Source organism: Telluria sp. BA11, assembly GCF_056680305.1.
In genome coordinates this window covers 2,863,425-2,885,273 of record NZ_CM155275.1, presented here as the reverse complement: position 1 = coordinate 2,885,273, position 21,849 = coordinate 2,863,425, and the positions used below count along the sequence as shown (strand labels likewise).

17 protein-coding genes are annotated in these 21,849 nt (G+C 64.5%); 10 read left to right on the top strand and 7 right to left on the bottom strand.

What is annotated here, in order from left to right; genetic code table 11:
* Nucleotides 1-36: 36 nt before the first annotated feature.
* Both AC1MGT_RS12665 and AC1MGT_RS12660 read left to right on the top strand, forming a co-directional pair.
* Nucleotides 37-1,173 carry a branched-chain amino acid ABC transporter substrate-binding protein gene (locus AC1MGT_RS12665; protein ID WP_499500443.1) on the top strand — a complete coding sequence of 379 codons (1,137 nt, stop codon included), beginning with the start codon at nucleotides 37-39 and terminating at the stop codon, nucleotides 1,171-1,173.
* A gap of 24 nt (nucleotides 1,174-1,197) precedes the next feature.
* Complete coding sequence (locus AC1MGT_RS12660; RefSeq protein WP_499500442.1) at nucleotides 1,198-3,009, top strand: DUF885 domain-containing protein; 1,812 nt, start codon at nucleotides 1,198-1,200, stop codon at nucleotides 3,007-3,009.
* Nucleotides 3,010-3,060: 51 nt separating this feature from the next.
* On the opposite strand, the gene AC1MGT_RS12655 is transcribed toward AC1MGT_RS12660, so the two are convergent.
* Genes AC1MGT_RS12655 through AC1MGT_RS12640 form a run of 4 tightly spaced genes read right to left on the bottom strand, consistent with a single transcriptional unit; the run spans nucleotide 3,061 to nucleotide 7,930 of the window.
* Nucleotides 3,061-4,752 (bottom strand): M14 family zinc carboxypeptidase, encoded by a 1,692-nt coding sequence (locus AC1MGT_RS12655; protein ID WP_499500441.1) that lies wholly within the window; start codon nucleotides 4,750-4,752, stop codon nucleotides 3,061-3,063.
* Nucleotides 4,753-4,778: 26 nt separating this feature from the next.
* Nucleotides 4,779-6,326 (bottom strand): sensor histidine kinase, encoded by a 1,548-nt coding sequence (locus AC1MGT_RS12650; protein WP_499500440.1) that lies wholly within the window; start codon nucleotides 6,324-6,326, stop codon nucleotides 4,779-4,781.
* A complete protein-coding gene (locus AC1MGT_RS12645; protein WP_499500439.1) occupies nucleotides 6,323-7,276 on the bottom strand; it encodes a hypothetical protein in 954 nt (317 codons plus the stop codon). The genes AC1MGT_RS12650 and AC1MGT_RS12645 overlap by 4 nt, the downstream gene beginning before the upstream one ends.
* Before the next feature lie 3 nt (nucleotides 7,277-7,279).
* Nucleotides 7,280-7,930 carry a response regulator gene (locus tag AC1MGT_RS12640; RefSeq protein ID WP_183554407.1) on the bottom strand — a complete coding sequence of 217 codons (651 nt, stop codon included), beginning with the start codon at nucleotides 7,928-7,930 and terminating at the stop codon, nucleotides 7,280-7,282.
* Nucleotides 7,931-8,439: 509 nt separating this feature from the next.
* Here AC1MGT_RS12640 and AC1MGT_RS12635 point away from each other — a divergent pair.
* The 3 genes from AC1MGT_RS12635 (at nucleotide 8,440) to AC1MGT_RS12625 (ending at nucleotide 13,388) form a co-directional block, all read left to right on the top strand.
* The gene (locus tag AC1MGT_RS12635; protein WP_499500438.1) at nucleotides 8,440-10,692 is read left to right on the top strand and encodes a M28 family peptidase; all 2,253 of its coding nucleotides are present in this window, start codon (nucleotides 8,440-8,442) and stop codon (nucleotides 10,690-10,692) included.
* Nucleotides 10,693-10,801: 109 nt separating this feature from the next.
* Nucleotides 10,802-12,433, top strand: coding sequence for a M28 family peptidase (locus tag AC1MGT_RS12630; protein WP_499500437.1), 1,632 nt, complete (start codon nucleotides 10,802-10,804; stop codon nucleotides 12,431-12,433).
* Between the two features lie 103 nt (nucleotides 12,434-12,536).
* Nucleotides 12,537-13,388 (top strand): alpha/beta fold hydrolase, encoded by an 852-nt coding sequence (locus AC1MGT_RS12625; RefSeq protein WP_332533316.1) that lies wholly within the window; start codon nucleotides 12,537-12,539, stop codon nucleotides 13,386-13,388.
* A 76-nt stretch (nucleotides 13,389-13,464) separates the two neighbouring features.
* Here the strand turns inward: AC1MGT_RS12625 and AC1MGT_RS12620 are convergent, their stop codons facing one another.
* Nucleotides 13,465-13,746, bottom strand: a complete 282-nt coding sequence (locus AC1MGT_RS12620) for a PEP-CTERM sorting domain-containing protein (RefSeq protein ID WP_499500436.1) — start codon at nucleotides 13,744-13,746, stop codon at nucleotides 13,465-13,467.
* A 235-nt stretch (nucleotides 13,747-13,981) separates the two neighbouring features.
* Between AC1MGT_RS12620 and AC1MGT_RS12615 the strand changes: the two genes are divergently transcribed.
* The 3 genes from AC1MGT_RS12615 (at nucleotide 13,982) to AC1MGT_RS12605 (ending at nucleotide 19,436) form a co-directional block, all read left to right on the top strand.
* Complete coding sequence (locus AC1MGT_RS12615) at nucleotides 13,982-15,007, top strand: AI-2E family transporter (protein ID WP_499500435.1); 1,026 nt, start codon at nucleotides 13,982-13,984, stop codon at nucleotides 15,005-15,007.
* A gap of 207 nt (nucleotides 15,008-15,214) precedes the next feature.
* Nucleotides 15,215-15,799, top strand: a complete 585-nt coding sequence (locus AC1MGT_RS12610) for a hypothetical protein (protein WP_499500434.1) — start codon at nucleotides 15,215-15,217, stop codon at nucleotides 15,797-15,799.
* A gap of 91 nt (nucleotides 15,800-15,890) precedes the next feature.
* Entirely contained in the window at nucleotides 15,891-19,436 is a 3,546-nt protein-coding gene (locus tag AC1MGT_RS12605) for a pectinesterase family protein (RefSeq protein ID WP_499500433.1), read from the top strand.
* Nucleotides 19,437-19,519: 83 nt separating this feature from the next.
* Here AC1MGT_RS12605 and sodC read toward each other — a convergent pair whose 3' ends face one another.
* Together sodC and AC1MGT_RS12595 are read right to left on the bottom strand one after the other, a co-directional pair.
* Nucleotides 19,520-20,041, bottom strand: coding sequence for a superoxide dismutase [Cu-Zn] SodC (gene sodC / locus AC1MGT_RS12600; RefSeq protein ID WP_258837106.1), 522 nt, complete (start codon nucleotides 20,039-20,041; stop codon nucleotides 19,520-19,522).
* Nucleotides 20,042-20,181: 140 nt separating this feature from the next.
* A complete protein-coding gene (locus AC1MGT_RS12595) occupies nucleotides 20,182-20,748 on the bottom strand; it encodes a cysteine hydrolase family protein (protein ID WP_499500432.1) in 567 nt (188 codons plus the stop codon).
* A gap of 242 nt (nucleotides 20,749-20,990) precedes the next feature.
* Here AC1MGT_RS12595 and AC1MGT_RS12590 point away from each other — a divergent pair, with 242 nt between their 5' ends.
* Together AC1MGT_RS12590 and AC1MGT_RS12585 are read left to right on the top strand one after the other, a co-directional pair.
* On the top strand, nucleotides 20,991-21,359 hold the full coding sequence (locus AC1MGT_RS12590; RefSeq protein ID WP_499500431.1) for a hypothetical protein: 369 nt from the start codon (nucleotides 20,991-20,993) through the stop codon (nucleotides 21,357-21,359).
* A 58-nt stretch (nucleotides 21,360-21,417) separates the two neighbouring features.
* Nucleotides 21,418-21,789, top strand: coding sequence for a hypothetical protein (locus tag AC1MGT_RS12585; protein WP_499500430.1), 372 nt, complete (start codon nucleotides 21,418-21,420; stop codon nucleotides 21,787-21,789).
* Nucleotides 21,790-21,849 lie beyond the last annotated feature (60 nt).

The following is a 21,849-nucleotide window of genomic DNA, read 5'->3' as shown; positions in this document are numbered from 1 at the left end:
GATGGCGCCCGTCCACATCAACGGGAGACTGAGTCAATGCCATCGAAAATCACCATGGCGCCGCTGGCGCTGGCCGCACTGATTGCCACCATCGGCGTGCACGCGCACGCTGCCGAGCAGATCGTCAAGATCGGCGTCAGCGGTCCGCTGTCGGGCGCCAATGCGTTTGCCGGCAAGGACAATGAAAACGGCGTGCGCATGGCCATCGAAGAGCTCAACGCACAGAAGATCCAGGTCGGCGCCAACGTGCTGCGCTTCGTGCTGCAATCCGAAGACGACGCAGGCGACCCGAAACAGGGCGTGACCGTGGCCCAGAAATTTGCCGACGCCGGTGTCAAGTTCGTGCTGGGTCCTTACAACTCCGGCGTGGCGATTCCCGCCTCGCGCGTCTACAACGACAGCGGCATCCTGATGTCGACGGTCGGCACCAATCCCAAGATCACCGCCAGCGGCTACCCCACCGTGTTTCGCATCGTCGCGAGCGACACGCAGGTGGGCGCCTCGGTCGCCGGCTACGCGGCCAAGGAACTCAAGATCAAGAACATCGGCGTGATCGACGATCGCACTGCGTTCGGCCAGGGCATCGCGATGGAGTTCAAGCGCCAGGCGCAGCAAGCCGGCATCAAGGTCGCGGGCCACGAGTTCACCAACGACAAGGCCAGCGACTTCGCCGCGATTCTCACCGCGCTGCGCGCCAAGAAAGTCGATGCCATCTTCTACGGCGGCTACGCCCCGCAGGCCGCGCCGATGGTGCGCCAGATGAAGCAACTCGGCCTGAACGTGCCGCTGCTGGGCGGCGACACGCTGTGCAGCCCCGAGATGGCAAGGCTCGGCGGCGCCGCCGTCGGCGAAAACGTGCGCTGCGCGCAGGCCGGCGCGATCGTCGCCAGGCAGCCGGGCGGCGCGGCCTTCCTGGCCGGCTACAAGAAACGCTTCAGGCGCGAGCCGGACGTGTATGCGCCATCGTTCTACGACCAGACCAAGTTCATCGCGCAGGCGATCCAGTCGGCCAAGACGGTCGATGCCAAGGCGGTCGGCGTCGCGATGCACACGATCAGCTACCAGGGCGTGGTCGGCATGTACGGCTATGACCCCAAGGGCAACCTGAAGAAAACGGCCGTCACCGTGTACACCTTCAAGAACGGCGCCCTCACGCCGCTGGCCAGCTACTGATTTTTTACCAGGACTTCGATCACGATGAACCCATTCTTCAAAACTGGCGTACTGGCCACGGCCGCCCTGCTCCTGTGCGCCAGTGCCGGCGCCGCGCCGGTCACGGCCACCGCACCAGCATCGGCATCGGCTGCCGACACCCAGGCTGGCAAGGCCATCAACAAGCTGGTCGACGAGTATTACGATGCCTACGCGCGCTTCGAGCCGGTCTGGGCGACCGAGTCCGGCGACGGCCGCTTCGATGGCCAGCTTGGCCTGCCGATCGCGCCGAAGAACCGCGACGCCCAGTTTGCGCTGTACCGCGGCTACCTGAAACGCCTGGGCACGATCCCGCGTGAGCGCCTCAATCCGCGCGACCAGGCCAGCTACGACATCGTCAAGTTCGAACTCGAGACCGCGCTGCGCCTGGGCGCCTTCCCCGAGCACCTGCTGCCGGTGGACCAGATGTTCAACATGCCGGTCTTCATGGCCAATTATGCCGGCGGCCAGGGCGCGCAGCCCCTCGCCACGCCGCAGGATTACCGTAATTACCTGAGCCGCCTGGACCAGATGGTCGCCTACATCGACCAGGCGATCGCCAATATGCGCGAAGGCGTCAAGCGCGGCGTCGTGCATCCGCGCGAGCCGATGTTGTCGCTGCTGCCGCAACTGAAGGCACTGGTCGCGGCCACGCCTGAAGCCAGCATCTTCTACAGCCCGATCAAGGCGCTGCCGGCGGGTTTCTCAAACGCCGACAAGACCAAACTGACGGCGTCGTACCGCAAGACGGTGGGCGAGAAGCTCAATCCGGCACTGGCGCGCCTGGCCACGTACGTCGAGAAGGACTACCTGCCGGCCACCCGCACGACGGCCGGCTGGGGCGCACTGCCGAACGGCGCCGAGTGGTACAAGGCGCGTGTGGCAGCGATGACCACGACGAGCCTGACGCCCGAGCAGATCCACGAGATCGGCCAGAAAGAAGTGGCGCGCATCCAGGGTGAGTACGGCAAGATCGGTCCGAAGATGGGGTACACCGGTCCTGCGGCCGGCCTGCCGCGCTGGGTGTCGGAGCAGCCGAAGTACAAGCCGTTCACGTCGGATGCGCAGGTAATCGCGGTGTTCGAGAAGATCGACGCCGACGTGCGCACCAAGCTGCCAAAGCTGTTTTCGCTGATGCCGAAGGCGCCGCTCGAAGTGCGCCTGGAACCGGAACTGACGCGCGAGACGGCGTCGGACCATTATTCGTCACCGGCGGCCGATGGCTCGCGGCCGGGCGTGTTCTGGTCGGTGGTGAACGACCCGACCAAGTACGGCAGTACCGGCATGGTCACGTTGTACCTGCATGAAGGCCAGCCGGGCCACCACTTCCATATCGCGCTGACCCAGGAGCTTGGGCTGCCGAACTTCCGCAAGTTCGGCGGCAACACGGCGTTCACCGAAGGCTGGGCGTTGTACGCCGAGACGCTGGGCAAGGAGATGGGCCTGTTCGACAAGCCGGAAGATTATTTCGGCCACCTGAACGACGAGATGCTGCGCGCCGCGCGCCTGGTGGTCGACACCGGGATGCATACCAAAGGCTGGAGCCGCGATCAGGCGATCACGTACTTCCGCGAGACGCTGGGCTACTCGGAACTGGAAGCGCGCGCCCAGATCGAGCGCTATATGGTGATGCCGGGTCAGGCGCTGGCGTACAAGATCGGCGCCCTCAAAATCATGGAACTGCGCCAGCGCGCGCAGGCGGCACTGGGCGACAAGTTCAACCTGCCGGCATTCCACCGCGTCGTTCTGGATGAAGGCACGCTGCCGCTGGCGGTGCTGGAGGCGAAAGTCGATCGCTGGATTGCAGCGTCGAAGTAACACTTGCACGGTGGACGGCCAGGCCGTCCACCGTATTGTTCAACGCGCTGTTCAACGCTCGATCATGAACACCGGATACCGGCGCCATTCCGGCTCGCGGTAGCGCGCGCAGTTGGCGAAGATGAAGTCCAATACCGCTTTCTGGTTGGTCAGCAAGCCAGGATTCTCGGTCTTCCACTGTTCGAACTTCGCTGCCAGCGTCGGCTCCTGCGCCAGCAACCGCTCTGCCTCGTCTTCAAACACATACTCCGAATACGCTTCCTTCTTTTCCAGCACGCTGTTGAAGAAGCCCCAGCGGAAGAAGCTGTCGTGTGCCAGCGGCTCGAGCGTCTCGACCGCATAGCGCGCATTGTCCTGGTCCAGCGGCACCAAATAATCCCCCGCGCGCAGCTGCACGCTGGCGTGACGCCGTTCGAGCACCACGTCGTCATGGAACATATGGCCTTCGTACGCCGTCGGGCGCGAAGTCACGCTGTCGATCTGGTAGTACGCGACGTTCTGCATGCGGTCGGCGTCGATGCGTTCCATGCGCACGCCATTCCATTCCAGGCGCTCGATCGCCTCACGCCACTGCTGCGGCACCACGTACGCCTGTGGCGCCGGCACGCTCGCGTCCACCGGGAAGCGGTTGTAGTAGGCGATGTCGCGTTCCCAGACGCTGCTGCGGTCGTAGTACAGGCGCGAATAGTCGCCCAGCACGCTCTTCTTGTATTTGGCTTCATACCCTTTGAAACGGAAGCTCGACGGATTGGCCTCGTCCATCTTCCAGCGCACCGGCCACTCGGCCTGCTTGCGGCCAGCATCCTTCGCAGCGCGGCGCAGCGCCTGGATGCGCGGGGCGTTCTGCACGGTGAAGGCCAGTGCGACGTCGACCAGCGCGCGCATCGATTCGTAGCGGTCCCGGAACGGCTTGAGCATGTGCGTTTCGGGCATGAAGCCGATCGTGTGGTGCAGCGCTGCGTAGCCGGTCGAGAAGCGTGCGGTTTCCAGGAATTCGGCGATGCCGTGGTCGGGGCTGTCCTGCACCGGGTTCACGTACGGGCAGGTGGGCCAGCCGCGCGCATCCATCCCGGCGTACATCGCCGGCAGCATCTCGGCGCGCAGGAACTCGCCCAGGCCACCACCGAGCTTGTCGGCCTGCGTGTGGATCAGCGTCATCGTGTAGCTGTAGTCGGCGCCGTTGGACGTGTGGGTGTCGACCATCACGTCAGGGTCCCAGGCCGTGAACAGTTCGTTGAATACACGCGCCGTCAACGTGTCGCACTTGACGAAGTCGCGGTTCAGGTCGAGGTGGCGGCTGTTGCCGCGAAAGCCGAACTGCTCCGGCCCATCCTGGTTCACGCGCGACGTATCGGCGCGGTTGAAGGCGCCATCGACGTTGTACAGCGGGACAAACAGGAATACGGTCGTGCCCAGCGCATGCAAACGTTCAGGCTCGAGGCAAAAGTCGCGCACCAGCGCCATGCAGCCATCGACGCCTTCCGGCTCGCCCGGGTGGATGCCGTTGTTGTTGAAGAAGACCGCACGCCCGGCGGCCTTGATCGCGGCGCGGTCGAACACGCCGTCGCTGCTGACCACGCCGGCGTGGAACGGCACGCCGGCATCGGACACGCCCACCTGCTCGAAGCGCAGCACTGCCGGATACTGGCGCGCGAGGTCGTGATACCAGGCGATGCAGTCGGCCCAGGTGGTGGTCTGGTTCAGGTTACCTTGTTCGTAGGGCGTGAGGGGTGCAGTAGCCATGTGTTCTTCGCTAGTAAAAAGGATGCTTACAGGATGACGCCGGAAGGTGCGGCAGGCGCAGTCGCAGTGGGCGCGGCCGCCGCCGGCGGCGCCAGCGTCAACGGCAGGGCGATGGCGACATCGGTGCCTTCGCCGGGGCTCGAGCGTACCTCGATCGTGCCGTGCAGCGCGTAGGCGCGCTCGCGCATGCCGATGATGCCGATGCCTTCGGAGGCGCTGGCCGTGTCGAAGCCGGCGCCGTCGTCGACCACGCGAATGCGCAGCATGCCCTTGCCTTCGTCGAGCAGCAGGCTGACGTGCGCCGAGCGCGCCGCGGCGTGCTTCATGACGTTCGACAGCGCCTCCTGCACGATGCGGTAGGCCGAAATGGCCAGCTCGTTCGACAGGCGCGCGAAGTCGCCTTCGCTGTGCAGGTCGAAGCGGCAGCCAGATGTAGTGTCGTAGTGGCGCACCATCTCTTCGACCGCGCCGTGCAGGCCGAGCATGTCGAGCACCTCGGGCCGCAGGCGGCGCACCAGGCGCCGGCCGTTGGCGTACAAATCGAGCGCGAGCTTGGTGATCGCCTCGGACTTGCGCTTGATTTCCACCACCTCGGGGCCGGCAGGCGCCTTGGCCGCCAGCAGGCCGATCGCCTGCGCCTCGAGGCGCGCCGCGATCAGCGACGCATTGAGTTCGTCGTGGATCTCGACTGCGATGCTCTTGCGTTCGTCCTCGATGATCTCGTTGACCTTCTGGATCAGTTTGCGCTTGTCGGCATCGGCGCGCAGCGCTTCGTTGCGCGAGGCGAGCAGGTCGCGCGTGCGCTCGGCCACCTTGTTTTCGAGGTCGCGCTTGGATTCGCCCAGCGCCAGCGACATTTCGCCGATCGACGATTGCAGCTCGCCGATCTCGCCGCCGGTGGTGACCGGCGGATGGACGCGGAAGTTACCGCCCCGGATCTGGCGCAGCGTGCCGATCGCCTCGCGCAGCGGCACGATCAGCGAGCGTGCCAGCACCCAGGCCAGGATGCCGCTGGCGGCTAGCGCCAGCGCCGCCATCGACAGCTCGATCTGGAAGCGGTCGGTCTGCTTGGCCATCATGTTCGCCGGCGACATCGTCACCCGCACCCAGCCCACCACTTCGGTAGTGAGCGTGGGCGGACGCGAATCGCTCGACGCCGACACGTGCGGCGTGCCGTTGTCCGAGAACAGGTTGATCCACACGACCTGCTTGCGGATCGGGGCTTCGTAATAGTGCGACTGGGCGTCGGCGGCCGATTCGGACACCACGCGCACGGCGGCGCGCCCGCTGCCGTCGATGACATCGACGCGGTAGATGCTGCGGTCGGATTGCACCAGGCCATTGATCGTCAGGCGCAGGTCGGACAGGTTGCCCGAGATGACGTTGTACTCGGACGTCTCGGACAGCGCGCGCGCCAGGATACGGCCACGCTCGGCCAGTTCTTCGGCGACCTGCGCGCGGTGTGCGTACCACGAGTACCAGACGAAGGACGTAAACAGCAGGATCACCGGCAGCATCGTGATGACGGCCATGCGCCGCCCGACACCCCAGCCGCGCCAGAAACGCAGGTTCATCGCGCCGCCGGCGCCGGCGCTGGGCGGGCGAAGTTGCGCGCAGCATCCGTCACGCGCAGATCGAGCGAGCTGGCCACGCCTTCGTTGATGATCGTTCTGAAGTAGCGCGGGAACTGCGGCGCAGGCAGTTCGCCGGTGCGCACGAAATCGGCCGTGAGCTCGGCCACCTGGGCGTTGATTTCTTCGACTTCCGAATACGTGGTGGCCAGCGCGCCGACCTTGACCATGTCGGCCGAAAAACCGATCACGCCCTGCTTGCGCCGGTAGGTCGAGAGCAGGATGTTGCGCACGTTTTCGGCGTTGTAGATGTCGCTGTCGGGCAGCGCCAGCAGCGTCTCGGCGCGCGTCATGCTGTTGAGCGTGTGATTCAGGTCGTCGCCCGGTGTGAACATCTGGATCTCGGCGGCGTCGTGCAGCACCGGGCGCAGGAAGGCGGTGTCGGGGCCGAGCAGCACGCCCACGCGCACGGGGCGGCCGTACACCAGTTCGGCCAGGCGCATCTGGTCGTTCGGCGCCGGCTCGGCGTACACCGCCGTGATGGCGATGCGGCGTGGCTTGGGCAGGCGCGCCGTCAGGCCGCGCCATACCTGGCTGGACGTGTAGGCCGAGATGACGACGCAATCGCAGCGGCGCGACAGGGCATCGCGCAGCGCGGTCGGGCCGATCGCGATATAGAGCATGCGGCGCTTTTGCGCGAGTTCGGTGCGAAACGCAGCGAACGTCGGCACCAGACGCTTGTACAGATCGTCGACGATGCGGTGCGTGACCGCGCTGTCGTCGCCGGTGATGATCTGGAAGCGGTAACCCTGCACTTCTTCGCGCTCGCGCTCCGTTTGCTGGGCCTGGACGGCTTGGGCGCCGGTGGCGGCCAACGCCAGCGTCATGGCGATCAGCGGGACCAGTGAACGCGCGCGTGAAGCGTTCTGCATCCGGCGCAGGAGCTTGGCCATCGCTTACGGCTCGATCAGGCCGTGCTTGACGGCCAGCAGGGTGATGCTGGCCTGGCGGTGCACGCCCAGCTTTTCCTTGATCGACTGGCTGATATTGCTGATGGTCTTGGTCGACAGATCGAGCCGCTCGGCGATTTCGGCGTTGGTCATGCCCTCGGCCATGAACTTGAAGATTTCCAGGCCGCGCTCGTCGAGCTGCGACTGCGGCGTGACTTCACCGCGCACGGCCATGCTGGCCAGGCGGGACGCGATATGCGGCAGGAAGTACAGCTTGCCCTCGTGTGCGTGGCGTACGGCGGTGGCCAGGTCGGCCGGGTCGCAATCCTTGGTGACGAAGGCGTGGGCGCCGAGGCGATAGGTTTCCTTGATCAAACTATCCTGGTCAAACTGGCTGAGAAAAACGATCTTGGCCGACGGGTCGGACTTGAGGATGGCCTGGGCCGCATCCATGCCGGTCAGCTCGGTGCCGAAGCGCATGTCGAGCACGGCGACGTCGGGCTGCTCGGCCGCGTACAGCGCGGTGGCCTCGCTCGGGGTCTTGGCCTGGCCCACCACCTGCATGCCGGCCGCTTCGAGCGACATGGCAAAACCGGTCATGACGATGGGGTGATCGTCGGCCAGCATGACGCGGATGGGTTTGTTCTGATCTGCCAATTTGTTCTCCTGGCGCGGGGGCCTGTGGTGCACATGCGTTGCGCGTGCGGTGCCTGGTGTGGCATGCACGGCCGGGGCAATGGGCCCCGGGAATAGAAGGGAATTATTTCACACAACGGGCGGGGAAGCGATGGGTAAAAAGGTGCATCCGCCATGCCATGCACGCTGAGGCGACGCGTTGGCTGGACGTGCCGGAAACATCATCGCATTCTGAGCCACCCAATAATAGAACAAAAATTACTTCATTATGGATTTGCAAATTGCTAGGCTCTAGCATATATTGATTCCATCAGCGGTAAATATGCACCCTTCAACAACACGCAGGGAGGTCGATATGCATTGTTCTCATATTCATGATGGCGTCGGTAGCAAGCCGGCAAGTTTGCCCTCATCGCCGGACCTGGCCCATGTCTGGACACTCACGTAGTCAAATCCGCCGTCCTTCGCCCGCCCCTCTTGACCCGGCGGGCTTTTTTTCGCCCTGATGACAGGTGCATGGAGAACAACCGATGGATGCCGTCCGCGCCGTAACGCCAGCTTTCCACATCACGGGTTTCAGACATGCCCTTGCCGGCGCTGTCGCTCTGGCCGCCCTCGCCGCCCTGGCCTGGCAGGCGCTGGCCCCGCCCGATGTGCCGGCGCCCGTCGCATCGATCGCATCCCCCGCGTGGGATGCGCGCGTGACCGGCCATCAGCAGGTGCTGGCGGCCAGCCCCCGCTCGATCGGGGGTAGCGACAATGCGCACGCGCGCGCCTATCTGGTGACGCAACTGCGCGCGATGGGACTGGCGCCTGCCGTGCAGCGCGCCACCGTACGCACATCGGTCACCCGGCTCTTCGGCGGCATTCACCACACCATCGGGGTCGTGCACAACATCGTCGCGACGATTCCGGGCACTGCGCCCGATGCTGCGCGGCGCCCCGCCCTGCTGCTGGCAACCCACTACGACAGTGGCGCCGCGCCACGTGACGCCCTGCCCGGCGCGGCCACCGTCAGCGCGCTGCTTGAGACCGCCCGCGCATTGCGCGCCGCCCCGCCGGCCAACGATATCGTGCTGCTGTTTGCCGACGGCGAGCGGGTTGGCATGCTCGGGTCCCGAGGATTTGTCGAACAGCACCCGCTGGCAGGCCGCATCGGCATGGCGCTCCGGTTCGATGGCGCCGTCGACGGCCCGCTACGCATGCTGGAGGCGAGCAGCGCGGGTGCACCGGCCCTGGCGGGCTGGATGCGGGCGGCGCCCGAGCTGCGTGGCACGTCCGCGAATGCGACGCTGGCATGGCTGCTGGGCGACGCGCCCCATATCGGGCCGCTCACCCGGCTCGATGCGCCGGTGCTGCTGTTCGGGGGCGGCGAGCCACGCACGGCCGACACCGCGCCGCGTCAGCTGGGCGACGCCATGCTGCGCCTCGCCCGCGCCTATGGTGCGGCGCCGCTGGCACCGGGGCGCCAGGCTGCGCACGTCTACTTTTCGCTGCCGATCATCGGCCCCGTCCACCATGCGGCGTGGCTGGTGTGGGCGCCGGCGATCCTGTCCTGCCTGATGCTGGCCGGCGCCTGGCGTGGACAGTTCGGCGAGGACGGCGTGCTGGACGCAGCACAGGGCGCGTTCGGCGTGTGCTTCCTGCTGCTGGTGATACGCGTGGGCACCTGGAGCTGGGATCGCGAGCTGGCCGCCGCCGGCCTGGCCGGTGACCACCGCCTGCCTTTGACCGTTGCCGTTGTCACGGCCTGTGTGTTCGTGGGCGGCTTGTACCTGCTGCGGCGCAGTGTCGGCACGGCCGCGACGGTGCTCGGCGCGCTGGCCTGGCCGACGCTGGTGCTGCTCTTTGCCGCCATGTTCCTGCCAACGCTTGCCCCGCTGCTGGCCTGGCCGCTGGTGGCAGCGCTCGGCGCCTTCACGCTGCTGCATACGCGCTGGGGCGAACGACAAGGCCCAAATATACGCCTGCTGGTACTGCTGGCCGGCCTGGTGCCGGCCGCGAGCCTGCTCCCGCCGGCGCTGCGCGATGCATGGATCCTGCTTGCACCGGGCCACATGCATGTTCCGCCGATGCTGATGGCGCTGCCCATGCTGTGCTTTGCCAGCCCGCTGCTGATGTTGCGGAGCAGGGCCGCCGTCGCCGGCGCGCTGGCGCTGGCGCTGGCGGCCTGCGTGGCACTGCCGGATAGCACTGCAGCACGATATGAACAGGCGGCAGAACCCGGGAACCTCGAAGGGCTGGTCTATTACAAGGACATGAACTCGTGGCGCGCTTACTGGCTGCTGCCACAGCAGCCGCTCGACGACTGGCGCCGCGACCTGTTCGCGGGCCGCGCCAGGCCAACCGTCTTCGTCGAAGTCTTTGGCCTGCGCAGCGCGCCCCAGTGGTACACCGTCGCGCCACGCGACGATGGGATCGCATTCCCCGAGTGCTTCATCCTGCGCAACCACGTCGGGCAGGTGCGGCTGGCCAGATTCACCGTGCGCTCGGCCAACCGCGCCCCGCATATCGCGTTGGCCATGCACGGCGCCAGGGCGCTGCGCTCGCGCGTCGACGGCGTAACGCTCAGCGCAACGGAAAGCGCGTGGTCGCTGTCGCTGTACGGGATGCAGGACCGGGTGCTGCAGCTGGAAATCGAAAGTGAGCCCAACGAGATCTTCGCCATCACGGTGCAGGAACACATTCCCGGCCTGCCGCGGCATCTGTTGCCAGCGGACCGGCAAGGCGTGGCGCCGCAGGTGGGCACGACGATGTCGACCGATATCCTGCGGTTTTACTGACAAGTTGTCATAAAATGGCCGCGCGCGCCACGAGTGCGCCCTTCCCGATGAATGGCTTGATTAACCATGCAGCGTCAACTTCGCGGCATTCACTTCGCAGCAGGACTCCATGCACAAGATCGTCTCTTCCCTCATCCTCTCCGTCCTCGCCGGCAGCCTGGCGCTGGCCTTCCCTACCCATGCCCAGACCAGGGCCAAAGCCACCGTCCAGGAAGCGCCGCTGCGCGCGCACATGGCGTTCCTGTCGTCCGACGCACTTGAAGGCCGCGGTACCGGCCAGCGCGGCGGCGAACTGACCGTCACGTATCTTGAAACGCAAGCCGCCGCCGTGGGCCTCAAGCCCGGCAACGGCAAGAGCTTCCGTCAGCCGGTAAAGATCGCCGGCGTGCGCTCGCTGCCCGAGAAGAGCAATGTCGGCATCGTCGCCAACGGCAAGGCCGTGCCGCTGCAGTTCGGCGCGGACTGGGTCTGGGGCCCGGGCGACGGCAAGGCCGATCACACGCTCGACGCCGAGATGGTCTTCGTCGGCTACGGCATCGTGGCGCCGGAAGAAAAGTGGGATGACTTCAAGGGCATGGACGTCAAGGGCAAAGTGATCGTGATGATGGTGAACGATCCGGCGCCGACCGCCACCGAAGCGAACCGCTTCAACGGCGCGGGCCTGACCTACTACGGTCGCTGGACCTACAAGCTCGAAGAAGCGGCGCGCCAGGGCGCAGCCGGCGTCCTGCTGATCCACACCGATGCATCGGCCTCGTATGGCTGGAGCGTGGTGCAGAACAGCTGGGCCAACGCCGAGCGCTTCCAGCTCACCGAAGGCAAAGTGGGCAGCGGCCTGCAGGGCTGGATGACCGACGACACGGCGCGCAAGGTGTTCGCAGCCGGCGGCCAGGATCTGGACAAGCTGCGCGCCGCTGCCGAAGACAGGAACTTCAAGCCGGTCGCGCTCAATGCCCGCGTCAAGGGCGAGGCGCGCGCGCAGGTGCGCTCGCTGGAAGAATTCAACGTGGCCGGCGTCGTGCCGGGCACCGATCCGAAGCTGAAAGACGAAGTGGTGATCTACTCGGCGCACTGGGATCACATGGGCAAGCAAGGCACCGAAGGCGACACGATCTTCAACGGCGCGGTCGACAACGCATCGGGTACCGGCGCGCTGCTGGCGATGGCCGCCGAAGCGGTGAAGAACCCGGCCAAGCGCAGCCAGATGTTCCTGTGGGTCGGCGCCGAAGAGCAAGGCCTGCTGGGCAGCGCCGCCTATGTGGCGTCGCCCCTGTGGCCGATCGCCAAGACCGCCGCCAACCTGAACCTCGATAGCCTGAACTGGGTCGGCCTGGTCAAGGACGTCAGCGTGCCGGGCAGCGAGCGCACCGAACTGGGCGCGATGGCCGCCACGGTTGCCAAATCGATGGGCATGGTCATTGCACCGGCCAAGCCAGACCTGAGCGGCGGCTACTTCCGCAGCGACCACTTCAGCTTCGCCAAGGCCGGCGTGCCCGCCTTCTCGGTCGGCTACGGCAGCAGCTGGGTCAAGGATGTCGACGCGAACAACGCCAAGGCCAAGACCTACCGCGCCAAATACCACCAGGTGGGCGACGAATACGATCCGAGCTGGGACTTGTCGGGCATGGTGCAGCAGGCGCAGTTCACGCTGAACCTGGGCCGCGCGGTGGCCGATGCACCAAAGATGCCGACGTGGAAAGCGGGCGACCCGTTCGGCAAGGCGCGCGAGTCGGCGAAATAATTCGCCTGAGTAGCAGGACCTGAACGGGCTGGCGTGCATGACGAGTGCGCGCCAGCCCGTTTCTCGTTGTAGCATCACGCCATCGAGCGATGAAAGGCATGCAATGCAGGAGAACGAACTGACGCTGGGCGATGGCCGGGTGCTGCACTATTACGACTGGAAGCCGGAGTTCGAGGAACCCGAGCTGACAGTGTTCTGGCACCACGGCACGCCGAACATCGGCAAGCCGCCTGCCCCGCTGTTTGCCGCCGCGCTCGAGATGGGCATCCGCTGGATCGGCTACGACCGGCCCGGCTACGGCGGCTCGAGCGCAAGAAGCGGGCGCGATGTCGCCTCGTGCGCCGAAGACGTCGCGCGCATCGCCGACCAGCTCGGGATCGAGCACTTCGCCGTGATGGGGCATTCGGGTGGCGGACCGCACGCACTGGCCTGCGCCGCGCTGCTGCCCAAGCGGGTCATTGCTGCCGTCAGCATCGCGGGCCTGGCGCCGTTCGATGCGGCGGGCCTGGACTGGTTCCAGGGAATGACGGCATCGGGCGCGGCAGCGCTGCGGGCCGCTGCGCAAGGGCATGCGGCCAAGGTGCAGCACGAGGGGCTCAATCAGGAATTCGATCGCGAGATGTTCACGCCCGAGGATTGGGCGGAGCTGTCCGGGACCTGGTCGTGGTTCGACAGCGTGGTCCGGCCGGCGCTCAGCGAAGGCCCGGGTGGCCTGATCGACGACGACCTGGCGTATGTCGCGCCGTGGGGCTTCGACTGCGCGCGCATCGTGCAACCGGTGCTGCTGGTGCATGGGGCGCAGGACCGTGTGGTGCCGTGTGCGCACAGCGAATGGCTGGCGCGCAGCTGCCGCTCGGCGCGGCTGTGGCAGCGGCCGGATGACGGACATATCTCGGTATTGAACAGCGCGGCGTCGGCGCTGGCGTGGTTGCGGGAGCAGGCCAGCGACGGGTGAAGTGGCGCTCGAAAATTCCCGCGTCAGACGCCCGGTGCGCGGCAGCTGTCACGTTGGAACCGGCAAGGTAAACAGATCAGATCGACTTGCGGCGGCGGGCAGCCCCCAGACCGGCCAGGCCAACACCCAACAGCATGATACTGACTGGTTCCGGAACGTCAGCCCGGATCGGGGCGCGGTTATGGCTCAGGATGGCCAATGCTTGCGTCCAGCCACTTTCAATATTGGCAGAGCCATTGCTGAAGCTGATTGAACCGATACCGCCAGCGCCAGGCTGCCGTGCAACGGTCAAAGCGTAGGTTGCGCTCAGACTGGCAATGGTGAGGAAAAGGCCGGCAACGGCTATTTTGATTTTCATTACAAGTTCCGGTGGAAATAAATTACAAAAATTACTTAGAGCAATTTTTATGCCAATAGGAAATTAATAAGTAAAAACAGCTACTTGCCGAGAATCACTTTTGTAGGACTAGTCCTATGTAAAGTTTTCCGACAATCAACTTATTTGAATGCCACATGATTGCTGTTCAGGTCTGTCGTCTCACCAGTTTTCGCCGGTGGCCTGATGGGCGCAAGCAACTACCCTCCGCTAGACCATGACCACTTACAAATTCAATCTCCCGCGCGAGGCGGCGACCGCGATCTTCGTCATCTGCCTGCTTCTGGCCCTGATGCTGCACGCGGTACCGGCGCTGCTGGCCGGCCTCCTGGCATTCGTGCTCACGCGCGGCCTGCTTGGCATCCTGCGCACGCGTGACCTGTACAAAAAGCTGCGCTCGCATGAATTCATTGCGAGCTTCGTGGTCGGCCTGGGGTCGATCGCGGTGCTCGCCATCATCAGCGTTCTGGTGGTCCGGTTGCTTGAGGGCGAATCGTTGCGGGCGTTCTCGCTGAAGGTGGCCGAGACGATCACGCAGATCAAGCAATTCCTGCCGCCGGCGCTGGCGGAGTACATGCCTGAATCGCTGTTCGAGATGCGCGAAATGGCATCGGACACCTTGAAAGAGCATGTCAATGCGGTCGCGGGCTTTGGCTCGGGCATCCTCCGCAGCCTGCTGTTGACTGTGATTGGCTGGATCACGGGGGTGCTGGCCGCGGTGAGCATTACCGTCACGCCAACCGACGAAGGGAGGCATTCCGTCTTTTACCGGACCTGGCACCGCCACTGGAGCATGCTGGCCACCGCTTTCAAGAACGTGGCCTGGGCACAGACCAAGATTGCCGCCATCAACGCGACACTGACGGGGGTGTACCTGCTAGCCGTCATGCCGGCCCTGGGCTGGGACCTCCCCTATGTCAAAACCCTCATCCTGGCGACGTTCCTCTTTGGTCTGCTGCCCGTCGTGGGCAATATCGTATCGAACACCCTGATCTGCACGATCGCGCTGAGCGTTGCGTTTCCGGCCGCGGTCACTTCAGCGGTGTTCCTCCTTGTCATCCACAAGCTGGAATACTTCCTGAGCGCGCGGATTCAGGGTCATCGCATCGGCGCGAAAGTCTGGGAACTGCTCATCGTGCTGTTTGCGTTCGAAATCATGTTCGGGCCGGCCGGCATGGTCGCCGCCCCCGTCATCTACGCCTTCGTCAAAGCAGAGTTGAAGCGTATTCGCTGGCTGAACTGACGCTGGGCAAGCTGGCGTGAGTTATTAAAATTGTTGTAAGAATCTCTCATCTTTGGTTTACCAAATTGCAAATTTGGTCAGGCCAATCTAGAATCGATGAACCGGTTAGGCGATGCATCGTCCGGTGGCCTGACGCATCAACCAGATCGGCACCAGCTCTGACATCGAGCCTTCTTCGCAGTTAAAAAACTACAAGCCGGAGACATCTTGAAAACCAAACATCTACTGCAGGCCCTTGCGCTCGTCGCACTGGGTCAGGGGGGCGTGCACGCGGCGCCCCTGATGCTGCAAGACGCCAGCATCACTGCCACCTACAACGGCGCGGCCGACGGCATGCTCGGACTGGATCACGGCTTCGCGGCCGGCCCGGGCGCCAATACCAGCAAGCTCGACCCTACCGACACGGGCGTGGAGTTCTTCACGTCGGATTTCCTGTTTGGGATCGACTTTTCTGCTGACGGCTTGCTGACCGTGATCGCCAACTATGCTGTCGCGCCCGGTGCCTACAGCATGCGGTTCGATCTTGGGAGTGTATTGCCGGTCACGGCGTTCACGCTGGCAGGCATGGGCGGCGTCACCGGCATTCCTGGCCTGTCGATCATCGACAGTCACACGATCGCGCTCGACCTGAGCGGGGTCGACTGGAGCGAATTCGGCGCACTGAGCGCACGCCTGGAAACCGGTACGGCGGTGGCGGTGCCCGAACCCGGAGCGCCTGCGATCCTGATGGGCGGCCTGGCCGCACTGGCGCTCGTACGCAACGGGCGCAATGGACGCAAACCACGCGCCTGACCTCGCGTCTCTCGCCATTCAAGGACAGTCCGGCAGCGCTTCAAGCGCGGCGGCGGGCTCGCGGCCTCATTTCCTCCACCAGGAGACACACATGCATTATCCAGGTTTGCATGCAGCGATTTGCGCTGCGCTACTCTTTGCCAGCAGCGGACATGCTGCGGCCGCAGTCGATCCGGCGCGCCAGAGCGCCCCCGCCGATGGCTGGGCCAGCCAGGCCGGCGGCACGGTCGGCGGCGCGAATGCCGTCCAGCCCCAGATCTACACGGTCACCAACCGCGCCCAGCTGCTGGCCGCGATCCAGAATGGCGGCGTCGACAACAAGATCATCAAGCTCGTCGGCGTGCTCGACATGAGCGAAGGCCAGCCCTATGCCAGCAGCGCGGACCAGGCGGCACGCGGCGCGGTGCGTCTGAAAAGCAATACGACGCTGATCGGCGACGCCAATGCCGCCATCGTCAACGGCCACATCATCCTGTCGAACGTCTCGCAAATCATCATCCGCAACATCAAGCTCGTCAATCCGTGCGACGTTGCGCCCGTCTGGGACCCGAACGACGGATCGAGCGGCAACTGGAACAGCGCCTTCGACGCCATTTCTGTCACGGGATCGAGCCATGTCTGGATCGACCACAACAGCTTCACCGACACCCCGCGCACGGACAATTTCCTGCCTGTCGAGAACGGCAAGGTGAAGCAGTGCCATGACGGCGCGGTCGATATCACGAACGCGTCCGACTACGTCACCGTGTCGTACAACGTCTTCGGCGAGCACAACAAGAACAACCTGGTCGGCAGCGGCGACGGTGCAACGGCTGACGAGGGCAAGCTGCGCGTCACGTTCAGCAACAACGTGTTCCGCGACGTCGCCAGCCGCGCACCGCGCGTGCGCTATGGCCAGGTGCACTTGTTCAACAACTACTATGCCGGTTCGACGTCGCACCCGGTCTACCGCACCAGCTACTACGTCGGCGTCGGCCACGCCGCCAAGATCCTGTCGCACAACAATGTGTTCGAGGTCGCGGGCGCCACCGCCTGCAGCGATGTCGTCGAGAATTTCGGCGGCACGATTCCCGGCGCCTTCAAGGACACCGGTTCGCTGCTCAATGCCAAACCGCTCGGCGCCTGCGGCGTGCCGACGACCGTCACCTGGACCCCGCCGTATGCCTTCAGCGCGCGGCCGATCCCGCTGGTCAAGGCCAACGCGCTGGCGCAGGCCGGCGGCGGCAAGCTGGTGACGACCATCAGCGGCACCGGCAAGGTCGTCGTCGATACCGGCCCGACGCTGGCCTGCCCCGCAACGGGCTTCTACTTCTGCGACGACTTCCAGAATGGCGGCAGCGCCAAATGGGACCTCAAGCCATTGCCGGGCCCGAACGGCACCTTCAGCGTGGTGACGGAAGCTGCCGGCAGCGCCAACAAGGTGCTGCAATACACGGCAGCCACCACCGGCGGCGTGCTCGCCCTGATCAAGGACAGCGAGATGGGCGCCGTACCGTCGGGCGACTACTTCGTCGAAGCCCGTATCCGCCCGATGACCAATAGCACCACCGGAAACAAGTTCCTGTTTCTGGTCACCCGCTACGTCGATGTCAACAACTGGTACGGCGCCGGCCTGAACGTGCAGAATGCCACCACCAGCACCCAGGTCGAGATCGTCAAACTGCTCAATGGTGCGCTCAACCGGCAGCGCGCGGTGCGCAAACCGATCGCGATGGATGCCCAGTTCTATACGGTACGGTTCGAGATGGTCGGCGCCACGCTGACGGTGTATCTCGACGGTGAAAACCTCGGCTCGGTCACCGACAGCAGCTTTGCCGCGCGCGGCCGGGTCGCGCTGTACACGGCCAACAAGAGCTTCCAGATCGACGACGTGCGCATTGGCGATCCGCGCATGAAACCGGTGCAGCTGACGCTCGCCCCCGGCACGCCGACCTGGGCCGCCGAAGCAGGCGATGCCCCGCTGCAAGTGCAGGTCACTGCGGTGGCAGCCGACGGCACGCCCGACAGCTTCGCGGCCGCGTCGAGCAACCCTGCGGTGGCCACCGTCACGCTCGACGGCGCAATGGCCACGATCGCACCAGTGGGCGCGGGCACGGCCAATATCCTGTTCCGGGCCGGTTCGGACGCGACCATGACGCGTTCGATTGCGGTAACGATTTCACCGCAGTTCGTCCAGCCGACCCAGGTGTACCAGCTCGATGGCGTGGTCGCTCCGGCGGCGATGGAAGGCGCCGCCTACATCGACAGCACGCTCAAGCTGGTATTCGACAAGCCACCAGTCCTTGGTACGGGCGGCACGATCCGCGTCTTCCGCCAGGCGGACGATGCGCTGGTGGACGTGATCAAACTGACCGGTGAAACCGACATGCTCGGTTATCCGGGCCAGGACCAGGTCCGCAAGGTCAACACGACGCCGATCCAGATTGCCGGCAACACCGTGACCATCAAGCTGCACAGCAACAAGCTGGACTACAACACGGGGTATTACGTGGCGATCGCCGACGGCGTCTTTACGGGCACCAGCCTTGGCGGGGTGCCGTTCCGGGGCATCGGCAAACCGGGTGGATGGGCGTTTACCACCCGCGCGGCTGCACCGAGTGGCGCGAGCGTGACGGTCGATGATGACGGCGTGGCCGATTTCCGCACCGTGCAGGGCGCGCTCAGTTACGCGATGCAGAACTTCGCCAAGGCCGAACCGGTGACGATCCGGGTGATGAATGGCGCGTACGAGGAACTGCTCTTTTTGCGTGGCAAGGACAATGTCAGCATCGTGGGCCAGAGCCGTGACGGCGTGGTGATCCGCTATACCAACCACAACACGCTCAATCCATTTACCGGCGCGAGCCAGGTGGCAAACGCTGCTGCGGCGGCGACCGGCGGGCGCGCCGTGATGCTGGTCGAGACGTCGGACATGCTCGTGCTCGATACCCTCAGCATCGACAACACGACGCTGCGCGGCCCCACCACCGGCCAGGCCGAAACGCTGTACTTCAACAATGATGGCGGCCGCCTGATCGCGAAAAACAGCGCGTTCTACAGCGAGCAGGACACGCTCAACCTGAAGGGGTTCAACTGGTTCTACCGCAGCCTGGTATCGGGCAACGTGGACTTCATCTGGGGCGGCAGCCGCGCCGCGCTGTTCGAAGAAAGCGAGATCCGCACGATCGGCGACACCTCCAGCCCGACCAGCGGCGGCTATGTGCTGCAGGCGCGCGTGATCAATCCGGCCGACAAGGGTTTTGTCTTCCTCAACAGCGCGCTGACGCGTGGCCCGGGGCGCGGTCCGCTCAAGAGCGAGGTACCGGACGGCGCCACCTGGCTGGCGCGCAGCCCGGGCGGCACCGCGAGCTACGACAACATCGCGTTCATCAACACCCGGATGGACCGGCATGTGGCGCCTGCAGGCTGGGCCGGGCTGGGCGTGAACAGCCAGCCCGCACCCAATCCCGTCGTGCCCAATGCGGTGAGCGGCTGGCGCGAATACGGCAGCACTGACCTTGCCGGCGTGCCGCTGGATCTGTCGCGCCGGGTTGGCGGCTATTTGCTGAGCACCGATGAAATGGAAGCCGGGTTCTCGACCCGCGCCCAGGTGTTCTCGGCGTTTGGGGCCGGAGAAGGCTGGAATCCGCAGCCGTAACGAAGGGTTGAAATGACGCAGGGCCCATCGCTTGGTGTACAAGCGATGGGCCCTGCGCGTTTGCTGCTTGTGCGTCTACCGGATTACTGGATCACGCCGCAAGCCATGCGGGCGCCGCCACCACCCAGTGGCGCCGGATGATCGGCGTGGTTGTCGCCACCGACGTGCACCATCAGGGCCTTGCCCTTGAGGTCCGCCATTTTCATGCGCGGGGCCAGCACCGGATTGGTGGCCATGCCTTTTGCGTCAACGGAGAGGCCTGGCAGATCGCCCAGGTGGCCATCGCCCCATGGGGTGCCGTGCTTCTTGGTGTTGGCCGGGTCCAGGTGACCGCCGGCGGCGCCTGCAGGCACGGTCTTGCCGTCGGCCTGGTTCGGCGCGCAGCTGCCGTTGGCGTGCACGTGGAAGCCGTGCAGGCCCGGGGTCAGGTCCTTGAGCTCAGGAGTGAACACGACGCCGTATTGGGTTTCGCTGATCTTCACGGTACCGATGCTGGCGCCTTCGCCTTTGTCGGTCGCCATTTTCAGCGTGACCGACATGTCAGCCGCGCTGGCGGAGGCGCACACGGCGCCGAACAGGACAGCACTCATCCATTGTTTGTTCATGGTTCACTCCTTGGCAAAATTTGGGATATTTAAAAGACAAGTGAGTGTAGACCATTCCATGCGGAGGGGGTGTTCGGCTGACCAGGGCTTCCGGGGAATGAACACGGAACGCTGGTCGGGGCTCGAGCGCTACTTCTCTCTTACGCGATGCCCATTGCGTAGCGGCGCAGTACATCGTCGGACGACATGACTTCCGCGTATTCGCCATGCAGGTTCGCCAGAGCCATCAAATGGACGTCCTCGGCGCTGCGGTGCGTGCCGCCGAAGTCCGCCTTGTCGAAGGCGAAGGTCGCATCCGACACCACGATGGTGGCAAACCCCAGATTGCCTGCCGTGCGTGCAGTGGCCTCGACCGAATTGTTGGTGCTGACGCCGACGATCACCAGATGCGTGATACCGCGCGCATGCAGCCAGCGCTCGAGGCCAGTGTGGATGAAGGCATCGGGGACGTTCTTTTCGACTACGTGCTCATGGGCCAGTGGATGGAAGCGGGGTTGGAATTCGACGCCGGATTGGCCCGGTGCGAAGACGGAGTCCGGTGAGCGGCTGATGTGACGGACGCTGACGACTGGATACCCTGCCACCCGCCAGGCAGCATGCAGGCGCGCGATCATATCCTCGGCAGACGGGTTGTTGCGCGGTGGCAGGGTCGCGGATTGCATGCCCTGTTGCATGTCGATGATGATCAGGGCTGGTGGCTGGGGCATGCGGATTCTCCATAGTGAGATAGCCAAACTAACACAACAGGATGCTCGGCAACCATGGTCAATCTGATAGGTTGCGGGCTCCGGAGCCGATGCCGAGACAGCGCCCCGGCCTGCCGCCGCAGCAGGTTTCCGGCTTGACTGCGCGTAAGTCAGAACAATGCGGAATGGCTGACTATCCTACAGGTGGTGCATCCCATCAAGCCATCCAGCCAACGAGGGCATCAATCAGGAGGGCGTCCGGAATGCAACATTCCGCTCACCGTGCAATATTGAAGCTCGCCGTTTTGACCGTCCTGGTCTACCCGGCGACCGTGTTTGCCGAGGTCAGTGACAAGGAACCTTCTGCAGATCTCTTCTGGAAAATCGGTCTGGCTGCAGCAATCGTCTGTTTCGTCGGCACTCGCATAAAACCGTGGCTAGGCATCATCTGCTTCATACCCGTCGCACTGTGGTTCGGAATTCTGTTCCTGGAACTTCACTCATTTGATGTTGGCCCTCACCTACGCATCGAACAAAACACTGCGTATTTTCTACAGGCGTACGCGGCTTTTGGCCTGCCGTTGTGTGGGCTGCTCGCGGGCTATGTCTGGCATCGAAAAAGCGCGGCCTAGCGTAGGCCACCAGAGGTACGGCAATCATGTGCATATCGATCTACGTTGAGGCTCCTCCATGAACATTCATCGCTTATACCTGTTCATTTTTCTACTCGCGTCGCCTGTCATCGCCGCTGACACCGATCCCGGGCCATATCTGCAGACGGCTGCCTCGTACCGGATCTATGGCGGCGCACTTGAAGATCCAACCGCGCCCAAACCGAACGATAAAAAAGTGGCATTTTCCATCGAAGGTCATGCTGCCCGGCCGATCTTCGATGCCATCGGGCCGGACCAGCGTGACCCGTGCACGGAAGGCAGCGGGATGCGCGTCCGCCACAAGGATCACGAACATCTGACTTGCACCTTGAGCAAACAGAACGACTACGCGTGCAGCTTCGGATTCGACCTCATTACCGGCAAAAGTATCGATGGCAGTATTTGCTGACGGCGCTTGCCGAAAACGCAGGCATAAAAAAACGGCACCCCTCAGGGTGCCGTTTCATTT